Origin of the sequence: Planotetraspora silvatica (assembly GCF_016863315.1) — a bacterium.
In the GTDB taxonomy this organism is placed as follows: Bacteria; Actinomycetota; Actinomycetes; order Streptosporangiales; family Streptosporangiaceae; genus Planotetraspora; species Planotetraspora silvatica.
In genome coordinates, this window is record NZ_BOOQ01000013.1 from 279,793 (window position 1) to 296,339 (window position 16,547).

At 70.4% G+C, this 16,547-nt stretch carries 13 protein-coding genes and 1 tRNA gene; 6 read left to right on the top strand and 8 right to left on the bottom strand.

The features are described from left to right. Positions 1-61 precede the first annotated feature (61 nt). Positions 62-784: a hypothetical protein gene (locus Psi02_RS12140; protein WP_203973547.1), complete on the bottom strand. Its 723-nt coding sequence runs from the start codon at positions 782-784 to the stop codon at positions 62-64. 230 nt (positions 785-1,014) lie between these two features. Here Psi02_RS12140 and Psi02_RS12145 point away from each other — a divergent pair, with 230 nt between their 5' ends. Further along, positions 1,015-2,910, top strand: coding sequence for an HsdM family class I SAM-dependent methyltransferase (locus Psi02_RS12145; RefSeq protein WP_239094819.1), 1,896 nt, complete (start codon positions 1,015-1,017; stop codon positions 2,908-2,910). A gap of 265 nt (positions 2,911-3,175) precedes the next feature. Next, positions 3,176-4,627 carry a serine/threonine-protein kinase gene (locus tag Psi02_RS12150; protein WP_203973549.1) on the top strand — a complete coding sequence of 484 codons (1,452 nt, stop codon included), beginning with the start codon at positions 3,176-3,178 and terminating at the stop codon, positions 4,625-4,627. An 18-nt stretch (positions 4,628-4,645) separates the two neighbouring features. Here the strand turns inward: Psi02_RS12150 and Psi02_RS12155 are convergent, their stop codons facing one another. Beyond that, complete coding sequence (locus Psi02_RS12155) at positions 4,646-5,932, bottom strand: alpha/beta hydrolase family protein (RefSeq protein ID WP_203973550.1); 1,287 nt, start codon at positions 5,930-5,932, stop codon at positions 4,646-4,648. 43 nt (positions 5,933-5,975) lie between these two features. Next, entirely contained in the window at positions 5,976-6,920 is a 945-nt protein-coding gene (locus Psi02_RS12160; protein ID WP_203973551.1) for an NAD-dependent epimerase/dehydratase family protein, read from the bottom strand. Positions 6,921-7,132: 212 nt separating this feature from the next. On the opposite strand from Psi02_RS12160, the gene Psi02_RS12165 reads away from it, so the two are divergent. Continuing rightward, positions 7,133-7,876 (top strand): MBL fold metallo-hydrolase, encoded by a 744-nt coding sequence (locus tag Psi02_RS12165; protein ID WP_203973552.1) that lies wholly within the window; start codon positions 7,133-7,135, stop codon positions 7,874-7,876. A gap of 155 nt (positions 7,877-8,031) precedes the next feature. Here Psi02_RS12165 and Psi02_RS12170 read toward each other — a convergent pair. Next, positions 8,032-8,103, bottom strand: a tRNA-Arg gene (locus Psi02_RS12170). Positions 8,104-8,245: 142 nt separating this feature from the next. Here Psi02_RS12170 and Psi02_RS12175 point away from each other — a divergent pair. From Psi02_RS12175 to Psi02_RS12185, 3 genes are all read left to right on the top strand, one after another. After that, positions 8,246-8,626, top strand: coding sequence for a response regulator transcription factor (locus Psi02_RS12175; RefSeq protein WP_203973584.1), 381 nt, complete (start codon positions 8,246-8,248; stop codon positions 8,624-8,626). Positions 8,627-9,100: 474 nt separating this feature from the next. Further along, the gene (locus Psi02_RS12180; protein WP_203973553.1) at positions 9,101-9,808 is read left to right on the top strand and encodes a hypothetical protein; all 708 of its coding nucleotides are present in this window, start codon (positions 9,101-9,103) and stop codon (positions 9,806-9,808) included. Positions 9,809-10,508: 700 nt separating this feature from the next. Beyond that, positions 10,509-11,504, top strand: coding sequence for a LacI family DNA-binding transcriptional regulator (locus tag Psi02_RS12185; RefSeq protein ID WP_203973554.1), 996 nt, complete (start codon positions 10,509-10,511; stop codon positions 11,502-11,504). 35 nt (positions 11,505-11,539) lie between these two features. Here the strand turns inward: Psi02_RS12185 and Psi02_RS12190 are convergent, their stop codons facing one another. From Psi02_RS12190 to Psi02_RS12205, 4 genes are all read right to left on the bottom strand, one after another. Continuing rightward, positions 11,540-12,748: a hypothetical protein gene (locus tag Psi02_RS12190; protein ID WP_203973555.1), complete on the bottom strand. Its 1,209-nt coding sequence runs from the start codon at positions 12,746-12,748 to the stop codon at positions 11,540-11,542. A gap of 25 nt (positions 12,749-12,773) precedes the next feature. Continuing rightward, positions 12,774-13,160, bottom strand: a complete 387-nt coding sequence (locus tag Psi02_RS12195; RefSeq protein WP_203973556.1) for a Rid family detoxifying hydrolase — start codon at positions 13,158-13,160, stop codon at positions 12,774-12,776. Positions 13,161-13,171: 11 nt separating this feature from the next. Beyond that, complete coding sequence (locus tag Psi02_RS12200) at positions 13,172-14,548, bottom strand: type III PLP-dependent enzyme domain-containing protein (RefSeq protein ID WP_203973557.1); 1,377 nt, start codon at positions 14,546-14,548, stop codon at positions 13,172-13,174. A gap of 172 nt (positions 14,549-14,720) precedes the next feature. Next, entirely contained in the window at positions 14,721-16,379 is a 1,659-nt protein-coding gene (locus tag Psi02_RS12205) for an N-acyl-D-amino-acid deacylase family protein (RefSeq protein ID WP_344054203.1), read from the bottom strand. Positions 16,380-16,547 lie beyond the last annotated feature (168 nt).

Here is a 16,547-nt window from a genome sequence, read left to right on the forward strand (position 1 = left end):
TAGTGACCGGCCGCGCCGGAGGTGATCGCGGGGGCTGCCTGTACGGCAGGCCGCCGAGGGGTCACTGTGCGGATTCGAGGCTCTCCACGATGGTCTTGGTCAGCTTCACCCCTGCCGCACCCTTGTCCTTGCCGCTGGAGTTGTACAGCGTGGTCACCACGGCGTTGCCCACCCGGGCGGCGACGAGCGTGGTGCCGCCCTGCCAGGCCGGGGAGGTCTGGACCGCCTTGATCGCCTCGTCGCCCATGCCGGGGACGGCGGACCTCACGATCTTGACCTTGGCCGTCATCCCATCCGATTTGTCGGTGAAGGAGGCACACGTGCCGAATGCCTTCCGGAGCGCCGACATCACCTTCTTGGCGTTGTCGCCGTGGAAGGTGTCGATCTCCTGCGCGAACTGCCCGCCCTGGCCGGGGCCTGTGTAGTCGTTCTGCGCGAAGCCGGCGCCCTCGATCCCGGAGGCCCGGATCCATGCGGTCTGCAAGAGGATCCCGCACACCTTGCTCCGCGCCACGGCGCCGGTCGAGTCCTCCGTGAGGATGTCGCCGGAGTTGCGCGCGCCGTCGGAGTTGAGCTTGAAGCCCTTCGGCATCGCGTCGGCGGCGAGCAGCATCGCGTTCAACTCGGCGCCTGTGAGGACTTTCTGGGCCGGCGCCTTAGCCGGGGGCGCGGCCGGGTTCTCGCTGCCGGCGGTGCCCCCGCAACCGCCTGCAGCGAGAACGACCAGGCCGGCGGCCGCGAGGATCGCGCCCATCCGGAGGGGGGTGTCGGCGAAGGTCTTCATTTCGGGTTCTCCAGACGTACGACCGCCGTTGACGAGATCAACTGAGCGCTTTATTCGTTGCTGTGATTGCCTAGCCAAGCAGATGTGCATTCAATTTACAACTCTCCCGCTTGTTCCTTCAATGTGTGCTTACGGGTAGGCTTCCCGGCATCCGACGCGAATTGAGGACCGGATACAGCGGGACGAGCGCCGGAGCGGGAGAGGGGCCGAGCGTGCAGGATGAAGCGACGGTGAGCGCCACGGACATCGCCCGGCTCGCAGGAGTCGGCCGGGCGGCGGTGAGCAACTGGCGTCGCAGGCATCCCGACTTCCCGCAGCCCGTCGGCGGCACGCCGATCAGTCCCGTCTTCGCCCTGCCCGAGGTGGAGACGTGGCTTCGCGACCAGGGCAAGCTCCGGGAGCTTCCGGTCGAGGAGTGGGCCTGGCAACAACTGCGCGCGGAAGCCGGCGACGATCTGCAACTGGGCGGGGTGCTCGCCGCCGCGGGAGACGCGCTGGTCAAGGAACATGCCGGCGAGACGATTCCCGGCCCGTCCGCGGCGCCGTCCGCCGCGCTGTCCCCGGGGAGCGGCGCGGCCGAGGCGGTGGCCGACCTGGCGGCCGAGTGGGGGGCGTCCCCGGCGTTCGAGTTCCTCCTGGGCCGCTACTGGGAGGCGCAGGGCCGTCGCGCCTCCGCCACTCCCCCGGATGTCGCCGCGGTGATGGCGGCGCTCGCCGGTGACGCCGCGACCGTCCTCGATCCGGCCTGCGGGACCGGCGAACTACTCGTGGCCGCCGCCGAGAACGGCGCCGCGCGACGACTGCTCGGGCAGGACGCCGACTCCGGCACCACTGCCCTGGCCACCGTACGGCTGGCCCTGCGGCACGACGACGCGGCCATCCGCACAGGGGACTCCCTGCGCGCCGACGGCTTCCCGGACGTGCTGGCCGACGCGGTGTTGTGCGACCCGCCCTTCCACGTTCGGACCTGGGGACACGAGGAACTGACCGCGGACCCGCGTTGGGAGTACGGCCTGCCTCCCCGCCTGGAGCCCGAACTGGCCTGGGTTCAGCACGCACTGGCCCACGTGGCTCCCGGCGGACGGGCCGTGGTCCTGATGCCCGCGGTGGTGGCGGGCCGCAGATCTGGCCGCAGGATCCGGGCCCAACTGCTGCGCACGGGGGCGCTGCGCGCCGTCATAGCGCTCTCCGCGGCCCAGCACGTGTGGGTGCTGCAGCGCCCGGAGGGAGGCACACCGGCCACCCTCCTCATGATCGACGACGCCGACCAGGAGACGATCGTCTCTACCTGGGAGACCTACCGGAACGACCCGGAGCACGACGAGCCGGGAGTCAGCCGGGCCGTGCCGATCATCGACCTCCTCGACGAGGACGTGGACCTCACCCCGGCCCCTCACCTGTCCGCAACCGGATCGGAGCGGACGGCGGAGCGGTTCCTGGAGACCCACGACCGGCTGGCCACGCTGCTCGAGAGGCTCGGCGGGCTGCTGCCTGCCGTACGTCCGTCGGCGGATCAGGAGGGGTCGCCGTCCGTCCTGGTCGCCGAGCTCGCCCGAATCGGATATCTCGCGATTCACCAGGCGCCGCTGCGCAGGGACCAGGAAGAGGTCACCGGCGACGGGCAACCACTGCTCACCGCCGAGGACGTCATCGAGGGGCGGCCCGCCTCGGCCCGGGCGACGCCCGCGGACGGCCGCTGGATCGCCACCCGTGCCGGTGACATCGTGATCGCGGCGGCCGCCCACCGCTTCGCGGCCCGGGTCGTGGAGGGCGACGGCGCCCTGCTCGGTCCGCAACTGACCTTGCTGCGGGTCGACCCGGAACGGCTCGACCCGTACTTCCTCGCCGGAGTGCTGGGCAGTTCCGCCAACGCGCGCACGTCGACCGTACAGACGACGGGGACCACCGGCCGGGTGGACATCCGGCGCGCGCGGATGCCCCGGCTGCCGATCGAAGAGCAGCGCCGCTACGGCGTCGCGTTCCGGCGGATGGCGGAGTTCGAGTCCGCGCTGCGGTCCACCGTCGCCCTCGGGGAGGAGATGGCCCGGCTCCTGGCCGACGGAACGGCCGACGGAACGCTCGTCCCGGCTCCGGGCGAGGTCCCCGTCCACTGGCCGTCGATCTGACGGTCGCGCGGCGTGTAGCGCGCCGTGTGAAGCGCGCCGTGTGAAGCGCGCCGTGTGAAGCGTGCCGTGTGAAGCGTGTCGCGTGTCGCGTGAGGGGTTCGCGCCCGTTCGCCGGACGGGTCTCGACGGCTGGGTGAACGGTGAGTGACGTCACCGCGGAGCGCGATACCTTCTGTGCAGGCTTCGGGCGATTCGCCCGGCCGCGCGCCTCGGCGGCCGCGACGAAGCCGTGCTGGACGACGCCTCTGCGGTGAGGAGACGGAACGTGGGGCACCACACGGTTCTGGCCGGACGCTACGTACTGCTGACGCCGATCGGCCGCGGCGGCATGGGCCAGGTCTGGGAAGGGCAGGACCAGCGGCTCGGACGCCGGGTCGCGGTCAAGATCCTCACTCGTGAAGTCCTGGCGGACCGCGCCGAGCCGAACGACCTGGTGCGCAGGTTCGCCCGCGAGGCGGCCGTCATGGCGGGTCTGCAGCACCCCGGTGTCCCCGCCGTGTACGACGCGGGAACCTACGACGGCGGGCTCTTCCTCGTCCTGGAACTGATCGACGGCTGCACACTCGGCGACCTCATCGCGGAGCAGGGGCCGCTCCCCGTCGCCTGGGCGGCCGGCATCGCGGCCCAGATGGCGGCGGTGCTCACCTCGGCCCACGAACGCGGGTTCGTCCACAGGGACGTGAAGCCGCAGAACGTCATGCTCACCCGGGACGGAACCGTCAAGGTCCTCGACTTCGGCGTCGCCGCCGTGCTCGACCAGGCCGGGATGTTACGGATCACGAGCACGGGAGAGACCATCGGCACTCTCGCGTACATGGCGCCCGAGCAGTTGCACAGCCGGGACGCGACCCCGCGCACCGACCTCTACGCCCTGGGCTGCGTCCTGTACGAGATGCTCGCCGGCGCGCCACTGTTCGAGGCGACCTCGCCTGGCGCCCTCATCCACAAGCATCTCTCGCAGGATCCCGCGCCCCTGCTCCGCGAGGACGTGCACCCCGAGCTGGAGACGCTGGTCATGCAGTTGCTGGAGAAGGAACCGGCGGAGCGTCCCGCGGACGCCGAGGAGACCTACGACCGGCTCCTGCCGTACGTGGCGAAACCGGGGCCGCTCGGCGACGTCGACCCGGTCGCGAACGGGCAGAGCGGCATGCACCTCTACTCGCGCGTGCTCGTCCGGCTCTCCGGGGCGGCGGGCGCTCCGCACGCCGGGAGTGTGTACGACGCGGGTTCACCGGGCTCTGGGTACACCGGCCCCCCGTGGCCCGAGCCGGACGGAGTCCGTCCGGCTCCCGGGGGGTGGAGATCCTCCAGGACGACGCGCGATCCGTACGGCATGGGCTCCCGCTGGTACGGGACCGAACCGTCCGTCCCCCGCGGCGCCGGCTGGACGTTCACGCACAGCCTGTGGATCGTCCCGACCCTGCTGTTCGGCGTGGGCGCCTGGATGTCCTTCGCGTACATCGCGGCCCGCCACCGGCGGTTGTCCTGGCTGATCGTCGCGGCCGTCTATCTCGTGCTGCCGATCACCGCGTTCGCGCTGATCGACACCGGGCCGGAGCCGAAGACCCCGTTGGAGGACGACCCTCTCCAGACCACGATCGGCGTGGTCCTGATCCTCCTGCTGTGGCCCGCCGGATTCATCCACGCCCTCTGGGTCAACGTGACCGTCCGGTTGCCGCTGCGCGGGCGCATGGAGGATGAACTGCGACGGCGCTGAACGGCCGGACGGCAGCCCTCATCCGGCTGAGCGGCGCCGTGGCCCTGATGCCGAGTTCGCATCAGCGGCCGTCGAGCCGGCGTCGATTCCATGGCCGAACCGGTTGGCGACCCACGCGAGGATGTCCGGCATCGCGCCGTCGTCGATGCCGACGGTCTGGCCGGGGTAGGTGTCGTGCTCCAGGCCGGGATAAGTGCGGTAGTCGACCGCCGATCCGCTACGGCGGAGCGTTTCGGCCACCTCGTCGGTCATCCAGGCGGGGATGACGGTGTCGGCCTGGCCCTGCAGCAGCAGAACGGGGCCGGCCACGCGCTGGGCGCCGGTGCTGTTGGTCTCCAGGAAGCGGGCGAAACGCGGGTCTGTCAGGTATCCGGGGCGTACCAGGTCCGGCCCGGTCAGGTCGCCGAAGACGGCGCTCACCACGCCCAGGCAGCCGGTACGGGTGGTCTCCAGGCGGCTGACCGCCTCGGCGGTGAGCAGCCGCCTGGGGTCGATTCCCGGATCGCTGACGTGTGCGCCGGCGGCGATCAGGGCGATGAAGGCGCCCAGCCCCGGCCCGGTGGCTGCGTGTTCGGCGATCTTGTCCAAGCTCGCGGCCGGGGAGGTCACCACGGCGCCGCGATAGCCGTCCACAGGATGCCGTACCTGGCGTTCGGCGACGGCGAGCGCGGCGGCGCCGCCCTGGGAGTGCCCCCACAACACCCAACTGCGCGACAGGCCCGGTACGGCACGGCGGGCGGCCTGCAGCGCGTACACGACATCGTCCGCGGCCGCGGTCTTGTCGCCGAGCGCGTGCGCGCCGTCGGTGCCCAGCCCGGCGTAGTCGGGTGCGACGACGGCATAACCCCGGTCCAGGAAACGCGCCATCTGGTCACCGTGGTAGAGGTCGCGCATCAGGGACGGGGCGCAGTCACGGGCCATGCCGCTGGTGCCGTGGGCGTCCACGACGACCGGCCACCCGCCGTGGGGGGAGGTACCGGACGGGACCAGCACGACAGCCGATGCGGCCACGTCCCGGCCACCGGCGGTACGAGAGTGATACAGCAGGCGGGTGACGCGGGCCCCGGCGGGCACGGTGTAGCCGGTTGCGGGCTGCTGCCGGATCAGGGTGCCGGCCGGTGCCCGGCGCAACGGGCTGGGTGGGTCATAAAAGGCGGTACGGGGAAGCGCGTTGGCGCGCTGCTGCGCCCAGGCGCCCTGGCACCAGTCGTCGCAGACCACATCGGCACGGGCGGGGGTCACAGTGGCGGTCACCGGTGCCATGACGGCCACGGCGACGAGCAGCGCGTTCAGCAGAGTCTTCATCAGGAGTGTTCCTTCGGATCGATGCTCACGCGTGGATCGATGCTCACGCGGCCTGGGCCGTTGTGTCTGTCAGTTCGGCGGCGAAACCTTCGCTCGCCGAGGCGTAGCGGGGCCGCCAGTCCAGGTGCAGCCGGGCGCGGGTGTTGGCGGCACCGCGCAGCTGGTTCATGAACGCCACGCCCCAGCTGCCGACCGCCAGCCGGGCCAGCGCGGCGGGTGCCTTCTTCGGCGCCGGAGCGCCCAGGACGGCGGCCAGTTCCGGCAGCCATTCCCACAGCGGCGCGGGGTGGTCGTCGACGATGTTCAGCACGCCGGTGACCTGGGGCTTGTCCAGCGCGGCGACCACGGCGCCCGCCACGTCGTGGGCGTGGGTGAAGGAGAACACCGCGTTTCCGCCGCCGACCAGCGGCACCTTCCCGGCACGCGCCTGCCGGACGAACGAGCCGTCGGCGGCGTAGATCGAGCCGGGCCCGTACAGGTGGCCCAGCCGCAGGACCAGCCCGCCCGCCTGGGTGGTCAGGTGTTCCAGCTCGGTCAGCGCGTCCAGCACCGGCCCGAACTGCTTGGGCGTGCCGGTCCGCCAGAGCGGGGCGTCCTCATCGGCGAACCCTTCTCCGGGCTGATAGCCGTAGGCCAGGCCCTGGCTGATGTGCCGCGCTCCGGGAGCCGCCTCGATCAGGTTCCGGGTGCCCTCGGTGCGCAGCCGGTTGGTCGACGCGAAATCCCGGGCCAGATGCTTCGGGTCGATCTCGGCCGGGATCGCGGTGAGCATGTTCACCACCGCATCCGGCGCCGCCTGCCGTACCGCCCGGCGCAGCCCGTCCCGGTCCAATGCGTCGGCGACCACCACTCCCGCACCCGCCGCCTCCAACCCGGCGGTGTCGCCTTCTGGTCGGGTCAGAGCCAGCACCTCGTGCCCCACGGCGGTCAGCAGCGGAATCATCTGCTTCCCGATCACTCCGGTGGCTCCCGCGACGAGAACTCGCATGATCACTCCTTGGTCCGTCCCGGCGGTCGCGCCGGAAGGCGTCGTTTACGGCAACCAGACGGGCCAGTCCTCCTCGGCGTGACAACCAGGGAAGTGACACGCATCACAATCGCTGGGAAGCGCTCCTCGGCACCCTCCAAGCAGGCTCTGCCTGGGCGGCATCAGGAACATGGGGCACGCCATGGTCGGTGAGCCGGCGTTAGATTCCAAGGATGTTGCTGACGATCCTGGGCGGATGCGGTGCGTGGCCGGGGGCGGGCCAGGCCTGCAGCGGTTACCTCGTGGAGCACGACGGATTCAGGCTCCTCGTCGATCCTGGATATGCGACGGTGCCGCGACTGCTGGAACGGATCACCGCCGATCAGGTCGACGCGGTGTTCATCAGTCACGGGCATCCCGATCACTGCGCCGACCTGAACCCGCTGTTACGGGCGCGTGCGTTGCCTGATGACCCGCCTGCGCCCCTGCCGGTGTACTCGCTGCCCGGCGCCCTGGACGCGGTGCTCGCGCTGGACCGCCCGGGGATGCTGACCGGCGCCTATGTCCTGCACGAGTTCACCGCAGGTGACCGGTTCGACATCGGCCCGTTCCACGCGCAGACCCGTCTGCTGCCGCACTCGGTGCCCAATGCCGGCATACGGCTGACAACGGGCGAGCGCGTGCTCGCGTACACCGGTGACACCGGTCCGAGCCCCGAGGTGGTGAATCTGGCGCGCGGAGCCGACGTGCTTCTGGCCGAGGCCACCTATGCGGACCTAATCCCGGAGGATTCGCGGCGCCATCTGTCGAGCGCCCGCCAGGCAGGCCGGCAAGCCAGGGAAGCAGGCGCCCGGCACCTGTTGCTGACTCATCTGCAGCCGGGCACAGACGCCACAGCCGCGCGAGCCGCCGCTGGAGCCGAATACGACGGCGAGATCGACATTGCCGCTTCCGGTCTCGAGGTCGATCTTTCCTGAGCACGGATTCTTCGAACCGCGTTTACGCCGATGTGGCAGCGAGTGTCAATGAGAACGGGCGGGGCTCCATGAGATTGGAGACCCGCCCGTTTCGGTGGTCTGGTTCAACGGTCTGTCCGCAAGTCGGACCCATATTCGGGCTGACCCGGCTTGTGTGCCCCCTGCAAGATTCGAACTTGCGCTCCCGGCTCCGGAGGCCGGTGCTCTATCCCCTGAGCTAAGGGGGCTCAACAACGTGACAAGGCTACCAGCACTCGCGGGGCGATCTCACCACGATATGAGGCCCTCAGGGGCTCCCCCACATTCAGATCCTCAAAACGACACGTGAACCCCCGCGCAGGGGTTAGCTTGGCGGCCGTGGGTGAGCTTATGGGGCGAGTGCTGGTCGTGGACGACGACGAGGTCATCCGGCAGCTGATCGCGGTCAACCTGACCTTGGAAGGGTTCGAGGTCGAGACCGCGTATGACGGACAGGACTGCCTGGATCGTGTCCATGACGTCGATCCGGACGTCATCACCCTCGACGTCATGATGCCGCGCCTGGACGGCTGGGAGACCGCGACCAGGCTGCGGACCGATCAGAGCACCCGCCACATCAAGGTCGTCCTGATCACCGCCCGCGCGCAGGAGGACGACAGACGGCGGGGCCTCGGCATCGGCGTCGACGCCTACCTCACCAAGCCGTTCGACCCGGCCGAGCTGATCGAGCTCGTGCGTGACCTCGCCAAGGGCGCCGGCCCGGCCGAGTGACGAGTCGCATTCCGGCAATCAGCACTTGAGATGCCTTTACCGGCAATACGGTGAATAAGGCGATTAATAGGGTAAGCCCGCAACAAAGGGACTGAGGCAGCCGACCATCGCATCCCGGCGGCTGACCCTGCGATCCCGTTTCTCTGCACGCCCTTCGAGCCGGCTTCGAGCAGCTTCAGGACCAGTTTCAAGCCAGCTTCAGGACCAGTTTCGAACCAGTCGAGTCAGCTCACGTCGGCAGAGGCCATTCCAGCTCGATTCAGCTCCGCACACCTCCGAGCATCTGAGCACGTCTGCACATCTCACTGCACATCTCGCTGCACATCTCTCTGCACATCTCTGAGCCTCGGAGCAGTCTGAGCACTCTGAACACCTCTGGATGCGAACCGCACAGGTCAGTGGCGTACAGGTCAGTGGCGTACAGGGCTGTGGCCGTGAGCCGGTGACCGAATCAGCGACGGGGAGGGAACCTCGATGCCTGAGCCCGGAATCCGCCCACCTGAATTCCCTGGGAGACGGCCCACGCGGCGGAAAGCGCCGCACAAGCTCATCCTCGGAGTCGCCACGGCTCTCGTCGTCGCCACGGGCGTGGGCGTGGCGGCCGCGGGCAACCTGGCGAGCCAGGCCCAGCCGACTCCCAGCCCGTCCGGCATGGAGACGGGAGGCCCAGGAGGCCCGTCCGAGCCGGCTACCGGCGCTCCCACCCCCGGCGCCCCGGGCGCGACCTCCGGACCGTCCCAGCAGATGCAGGGCCCGTTCAACGCCATCCATGGCCAGCTCGTGGTCCCGAAGCAGGGAGGCGGCTACCAGACCGTCACCACGCAGACCGGCGTCGTGACCTCGATCCAGCAGAACTCCGTCTCGGTCAAGAGCGAGGACGGCTTCGCCCGTACCTACTCGATCGATGCCAACACCCGCATCTGCGCCGGGCGCGAAGGGCTCAGCGGGGTCAAGTCGGGACACAAGGTCTGGGTGATCAGCGCCGCCCAGGGCAACTCGTCCACGGCGATCCTTCTCGCGGACCTGACGCAGCCTCCGTGGCCCCCGTGGGCCGGCGGCGCGGTGACGTCACCGCAGCCCACCACGCCGGTGCCGTCCGGTTTCGAGTCCGGGGCGCCCTCGGAGTCACCGGCTCCGGGTGAGTCCGTGCCGGTCGAGCCCACGGAGGAGCCGACCGACTGACGCCACCCACCGCCACCGTCACCGTCACCGTCACCACCACTGTCACCGCCGCCGAACGCGGAAGGAGCACAGAAGGAGCACGGGAGGGATGGAGCGGCCTGCGCGGGGAGGATGAGTACCCGCGCAGGTCGCTCGTCCATGATGATCCCCGATTCCGTTTCGGATTCCCCGCCCGACCCCTCCATGTCGCCCGGGCGAGGCTCGCCGCGGGGTACCGCGCACCCGGAACACGGCTCCCGGTGCGGGAACGCTGTCAGCATCGATGGGGCTGGATCCGCGTAGTCCCCGTGTAGACCCGGCTTCAACAGATAGAAAATCTTTCTGCAAGATTTGAGAGCGCTCTCCATCCGCCGTCCCCTCGCCTGTCGTGGGCGCCCGGTGGGCGGGACTGCCCTGACGTGCGCGTTCACCCGGCCGGCAGCCCGATGACGCGCCCGGAAAGACCCGGATCAGTCGAGTTTGAGGGGATCTGCAACCTGCGGCCGCACGGCCTCCAGGGCTCCCGTACACGGCCGGCTCGGCCGACAGCGTCGTGACCATCTCGTATGGTCACTCCAGGAGAATCTCAAGCGGGCCCCAGGTCCCGCACGAACAATCGGGATCGTCGGGCACCGGCTTCGGGACGCGTTGGCGCGTTCCCGGGGACGCGCTCCGTGGTATCCGGGAGGGTCGTCACATGCAACGGTCGGCAGGGGGGCGCATGAAGCGACCGACTCTGGAGGCGGTCGCCGCACGGGCAGGGGTCTCCCGCGCCACCGTCTCCCGGGTCGTCAACGGTCAGATGACCGTGACCCCGCAGATCAGGGATGCGGTGATGCGCGCCGTCGACGAGCTCGGCTACGTGCCCAACTCCGCGGCGCGCAGTCTGGTGACCCAGCGGACCGACTCGATCGCGCTGGTCGTCTCCGAGCCGTCGACCCGGGTGTTCTCCGACGACCCGATGTTCTCCACGGTCATCAGGTCGGCCAGCCTGGAGCTCGAGGCCTCCGACAAGCAGGTCGTGCTCATGTTGGCCGGCTCTCCCGAGAGCCACTCCAGGATCGAGCGTTACATCGCCAGCGGCCACGTCGACGGGGTCATGCTGATCTCGATGCACGGCGCCGACCCCCTACCCGCCGCCATCGCGCGCATGGGCGTCCCCACCGTCTCGTACGGCAGGCCCGCCGTTCCCGTGCCCCTGCCGTACGTCGACAACGACAACATCGGCGGCGCGGAGAAGGCCGTCCGGCACCTGCTCGATCGGGGACGCCGGCGCATCGCCACCATCGCCGGGCCGCAGGACATGATCGGTGGCCAGGACCGGCTGACCGGCTACCGCAACGCGCTGCGCGACTCCGACCGCCGCTCGATCGTGGCGATCGGGGACTTCACCCGCGAGTCGGGCGCGATCGCCATGCGGCAGCTTCTCGAGGACGACCCGGGCCTGGACGCCGTGTTCATCGGCAACGACCTCATGGCCATCGGAGCCCTGCAGTCGTTGCGGCTGTCCGGCCGGCGCGTCCCTGACGACGTGGCGGTGGTCGGCTTCGACGACATCGAGGCCGCCCGTTACACCGAACCACCGCTGACCACGGTCAGGCACCCGATCATCGAGCAGGCCAACGCGATGGTGCGGCTGCTGCTCGGCCTGTTCCAGGGCGGTCCGGCGGATCCGGTGATCCTCCCCACCGAGCTCGTGGTCCGCGAGTCGGCCTGAGCGGGGCCCTTCCCCCAGCTGTGGCTCCGGCCCGGTCAGGCGAGCGCCGCCGGGATGTGGTCGAGAACCTCGAGCGAGGCCAGGCCGTACGCGTGGAAGTCGACGGCCTGCGCCCCGGCGGCCCTGGCCGCGCGGACCTTGGCGGCCAGCCGGTCGGCGGAGTCGCTGTCGGGCACGCCCGGCCTGAGCACGGCCCGCAGCTCACGGTCCTTGCCGATCGACCTCTGGTAGGCCCCGATGTCGTCGGCCACCCGGGCTGCGTCCCTGGCGTAGGCCGGCACCGCGAACGACGGCACGAGGTCGCCTAATGCGACCACGTCCACGCCGATCTGCCACGCGTCATGGGCCGCGAGTCCCGCCGACGGCAGGCCGTCCGCATGTCCCTTCAGGGCGCCGGTGGCGTCCACGAAGGTCAGCTTCGAGCCCTCGGCCGTGACGGCGTCCGAGACCTCGGCCACCAGTGAGGTCACGCTCTCCGACCTCGCCCGGGCGTAGGCGACCACTTCCGGTCCCGCGTACGCCGTGAGGGCCGCCCGGGTCACCTCTCCCTGCGCGGGCGGGTCGCCGCCCAGGACGCCCGCGACGATCCGGCCGCATTCCTCGCGCGCGACCTCGCCGTTCACGCCGAGGTCCACCGCGCGCCGCATGCAGTGGCGGCAGAAGCACAGCCCGAACAGGAACGTGTCCATGGGCCCGAGGGGCACGAAGCTGCGCTCGTGGTGGTAGCCGTGCGCGAACGTGCCGAAGTGCAGCGATTCGGCCACGACGCTGTCCACGCCCTGGCGGGCGACCGACCTCGCGAGCGCCACCGCGTACAGCCGGGCGTCGGGATGGGACGGGCACAGGTCGGCGGGCGACCCCCGGTCGCCGAAGCAGTTCTGCACGGTGACGTCGAGATTCGTCATCCCGATGGCCGAGTTGTGCAGGAAGACCGTCCAGCCGCGAAGCTTGAGGCCGCGCTCGGTGCATGCCCGGCGGATCTCGGCCAGCGGTTCGTCCTGGGCGCCCTCCTGCATCGGAGGGACCAGCCGCAGCCCGCCGAAGACGTCTTCCGGCGGGAGGAAGTGCACGCCGTCCCGGCGGACCGTCAGCCGGGAGGAGCCGTGCGGTGTGACGTCCCTCGCCTGGTGGTAGGCCGCGGCGATGGTCACGCCTCCCACGCCGTAGGCCGAGACGCGGTCCAGGACCTTGTCCACACCCTCGCCCCGGAAGTCCTCGACAAAGGCGTAAAGCGAGCTCTCCATCCTCATCGACCCTTCTCAGCGGCGCTTATCGGCCCTTGTGGGCGACGAAGTCGATTTCGACGAGGATGTCCATCAGATCCGAGCCGACCGTCGTCCGGACGGGATACGGCTGGGTGAAGTAGGACTTGTAGACCTCGTTGTAGGCCGCGAAGTCCTCCTTGAGGTTCTGCAGGTGGACCGTCGCCTTCACCACGTCGTCGAAGCCCAGTCCGTGGGCCTCCAGCACCGCGCCGAGGTTCCGCATGGTGCGGTGGGTCTGGGCGGCCACGTCGCCGCCGACGACCTCCCCGGTCTCCGGGTCGAGCGGGCCCATCCCCGAGGTGTAGACGAATTCCCCGACGACGAGACCTTGCGAGTACGCCCCGATCGGCGCAGCCCCCTCGGCCGTGCGGATCTCCTGTTTGCCACCCATGTTCACAACTCCTAGAAGTACGTCTTGATCAAATCAATCACGACATAGTCGTCGTCGACCACCGGGATGACCCGCCACTTGTCGAAGGCGGTGCAGGGATGGGAGATGCCGAACGACACCAGATCGCCCGGCCGCAAGCCCGACCCCGGCTCGATCGACAGATACGCGTGCTGGTCCTGGACCTTCGTGACCCTCATCCCGCCCGGCGTCCCGTCCAGCGCGGCGCCCTGCGTCCCGCCCTGTGTAGCGGCCTTTGCGGTTTCCTGCGTCCTGTCTTGCGCGGCGTCCTGCATCTTGTCCTGCGCGGCGTCATGGGCCGGCTCGCCGGCCGCCGTGGGACCGCCTCGCCGTACGGCACGGACGGACGGCAGATCGAGGTCGTAGGGGACGTCCCGCTTGCCCATTCCGACGAGCGCGAGGCCCGGCTCCGGCACCGACAAAACCTGCGCCCATACCTCCAGAGCGGCGTGGAGCTCACCCTCGAGGACGACCCCCGCCACATCGGAACCGCTCCGGTTGTACGGCGTGCGTTCCCCGTAGAAGCCCTCGTCGTGTGCGACGTAGGCCCCGCTTCGCAGGATGACGAGGGCGCCGGTCCCGGAATCCGCCCGTGTGAGGGGCGCCAACTCCTCGGCGACCAGGTCGAACCATGCGCTCCCGCCCGCGGAGACCACCATCCGGCCCTCTGCTAGCGGGGCGACTGCCTTCGCCGCCTCCGCGAACTCGCGCAGGAACGCCCGGACCTCCTCCTCGCCCGGCTGGGTCCCCTCGTAGCAGGCCACTCCGGCGAGCTGCACGCCGCGAGCCTCCCGGGCCGCCTCGGCGACCTTGAGCAGCTCCGGCAGGCCGCGGCAGCCTGTCCGCCCGCCCTGATGCCCGAGCTCGACCAGGACACGGAACGGCACGGCCCCGGCATGCTCGTCGAGGAGCCGGACGCCTTCCACCGAGTCGACGAAGCAGAGGAACTCGAAATGCTCCAGTTCCCCCGCCAGCCAGCGAAGCGCGCCCGCGTCGAATATCTCGTTGGCGAGCAACACGCGTGGCACGCCGACACGACGATAGACCAGCACCTGCGCGGCGGTGGCCGCGCTGATCCCCCACGCTCCCGCGTCGAGTTGCGCCTGGAAGAGCGCCGGCGCCATGGTCGTCTTCCCGTGGGGAGCGAGGGCCAGGCCGCGGTCGCGCGCGAAGCGGGCGAGAGTGGCGATGTTGTGGTCCAGGGCCGAGCGCTTCGCGACCATGATCGGCCAAGTGAACGAGCCGTCGAACAACGAACGTCCGGCCCCGGCGAACTCCCCCGTCGCGACCGGACCGCCGGGTTGGAGGAACCCGCGTGTCCGCCAGTCGACGATCACGTCAGTCGTCTCGAGGCGATCGACGACGTTCACATCGCCCCCTGTTGGTCGTCCGGTTCCGCCCTCCGGTTTCTCCCGGTGCAGACCGCCTCGCTGGATCGTACTCGACCGTTCGGCCGATGCCTGATCCGGCGGAGTCGCAGGCCCTCGCCGTACAGTCCGCGGCCGGCGGGCATGATCGGCGGGCGTGACCGGCACATGGTGATCAGGCCGGGCGGAGTGCGCGGCCCGGGGTCTCGCCGGTGAGCCGGCCGCCGCGAAGGACGGGGACGCCTGAGACCAGCACGTCGTCGACGCCCACGGCGAGCGCGCGCGGGTTCTCGTAGGTCGCGGTGTCGGCGACCCGCAGGGGGTCGACGATGATCAGGTCGGCGATCTGGCCACGCCGCACCAGACCGCGGTCCGGCAACCCGAAGCGGCGGGCCGGGTGCGAGGCCAGATGGACGGCCGCCTGCTCCCAGGTGAGGTCGCCGAGCTCGCGGACGTGCCTGCCGAGGTAGCGCGCGAAGGCGCCGAAGCCCCGCGGGTGCGGGTGGCCGCCCACGTAGATGCCGTCCGATCCACCGGTGTGGGCAGGATCTTGGAGGATCTCGCGCACGGACCGCTCCCCCTCCGGCCCTTCGTCCGGGCGGGCCGCGACACAGCCCGCCTCGAGACGGGTCTCCATCAGCAGGATCCGGCAGAACTCCGCGGGCTCCATCCCCTGATTCGCCGCGGCCGCCGGGAGGGTCATCCCTTCCGCCCATTCGAATCCCGGCGCGTGGGACAGGGTGATCCGGGGCCACAGATCCCCGAGCCCGGCCCATTCACGTGCCAGCCGTACATGCTCGGACCCTAGGAGGGAGACGGCATGGTCCGTGTCCGCGGCGGGAACCCACGCGGGAAGCGTGACCATCGCCAGGATGGTGCTGCTCCGCAGGTAGGGATAGCTGTCGAAGCTGAGGTCCACTCCCCGGCGGCGCGCGTCCTCCACCAGGGGCAGCAGAGTCGAGGCGGGGCCGTGGTAGTGCGACACGTGCACGGCGGCGCGCGAGCGTTCGGCGATCGCCACGACCTCGGCCATCCCCGTCGGAGCCGAGGCGCCGTAACCACGCATGTGTGTCACGTACGGCAACGCCCCGAGCGCCTGGCAGAGGTGGGCCAGCTCGTCGGCGTCCGCGTACCGGCCGGGGACGTATTCGAGCCCGGTCGACAGGCCCGCCGCGCCCTCGGACAGGCCCGTCTCGATCACCGCCCGCATGGCACACAGTTCGCCGGGGTCGGCGGCACGCTCCGCCGGCCCCATGACGTCGAAACGGATCGTCCCGTGAGGCAGGAGGTAGGCCGTGTTCAGCGCGGTGGCCCGGTCGTAGCCCGCCAGCAGTTCCGCCACGCTGACCGGGCCGTCGATCCCCGGATGGGCGCCGTTGACGGCCGCGAAGTATCGCCTCGCGTAGTCGAGCGCGGCCACCGACCTCGTCGGCGCGAACGACAGACCGTCCTGGCCGAGGACGAGGGTGGTCACGCCCTGACGCAGGGCGGCGAGCTGGATCTCCTGGTCGAAGACGACCGCGTCGCCGTGGGCATGGCAGTCGATCAGGCCGGGGAGCACATACCTCCCGGAGGCGTCGATGACCGTCTCGGCCTCGATTGGGGTCGCACTCGCGGTTACGGCTGCGCGCGCCGTTACGGCCGCACTTGCGGCTGCGGCCGTGGTTTCGGCTTCGGTGGTTTCGGCTTCGGTGGTTTCGGCTTCGGTTGTGGTTTCGCTCAGCCTGCCGAGCGCCCGTACGTGCCCGCCGACGATGCCGACATCCGCTCTGAAGGCCGGCGCGCCGGTCCCGTCGACAACCCAGCCACCCGTGATCAGGACATCGAAGGTCACGAGTTCGATTGAATCACTGACCGGTACACACGTGTTCCGCGCCCGCAGCCGGATGGTGGTGCGGCTCATGTTCGACGTGGCCTGTCAGGCGCGTTCGAGGCGCCGCCGGGCGTACGGCCGGTCGTCGGGCTGGTCATGCGGCTCGGGGCGGCGCGGCGGCGGTGGCGG

What these genes read in the sequence shown, in the direction of transcription:
- Psi02_RS12140 (WP_203973547.1), bottom strand. Translation starts at nt 784, where the DNA reads ATGAAGACCTTCGCCGACACCCCCCTCCGGATGGGCGCGATCCTCGCG.
- Psi02_RS12155 (WP_203973550.1), bottom strand. Translation starts at nt 5,932, where the DNA reads ATGAAGACTCTGCTGAACGCGCTGCTCGTCGCCGTGGCCGTCATGGCA.
- Psi02_RS12160 (WP_203973551.1), bottom strand. Translation starts at nt 6,920, where the DNA reads ATGCGAGTTCTCGTCGCGGGAGCCACCGGAGTGATCGGGAAGCAGATG.
- Psi02_RS12165 (WP_203973552.1), top strand. Translation starts at nt 7,133, where the DNA reads ATGTTGCTGACGATCCTGGGCGGATGCGGTGCGTGGCCGGGGGCGGGC.
- Psi02_RS12175 (WP_203973584.1), top strand. Translation starts at nt 8,246, where the DNA reads ATGGGGCGAGTGCTGGTCGTGGACGACGACGAGGTCATCCGGCAGCTG.
- Psi02_RS12180 (WP_203973553.1), top strand. Translation starts at nt 9,101, where the DNA reads ATGCCTGAGCCCGGAATCCGCCCACCTGAATTCCCTGGGAGACGGCCC.
- Psi02_RS12185 (WP_203973554.1), top strand. Translation starts at nt 10,509, where the DNA reads ATGAAGCGACCGACTCTGGAGGCGGTCGCCGCACGGGCAGGGGTCTCC.
- Psi02_RS12190 (WP_203973555.1), bottom strand. Translation starts at nt 12,748, where the DNA reads ATGGAGAGCTCGCTTTACGCCTTTGTCGAGGACTTCCGGGGCGAGGGT.
- Psi02_RS12195 (WP_203973556.1), bottom strand. Translation starts at nt 13,160, where the DNA reads ATGGGTGGCAAACAGGAGATCCGCACGGCCGAGGGGGCTGCGCCGATC.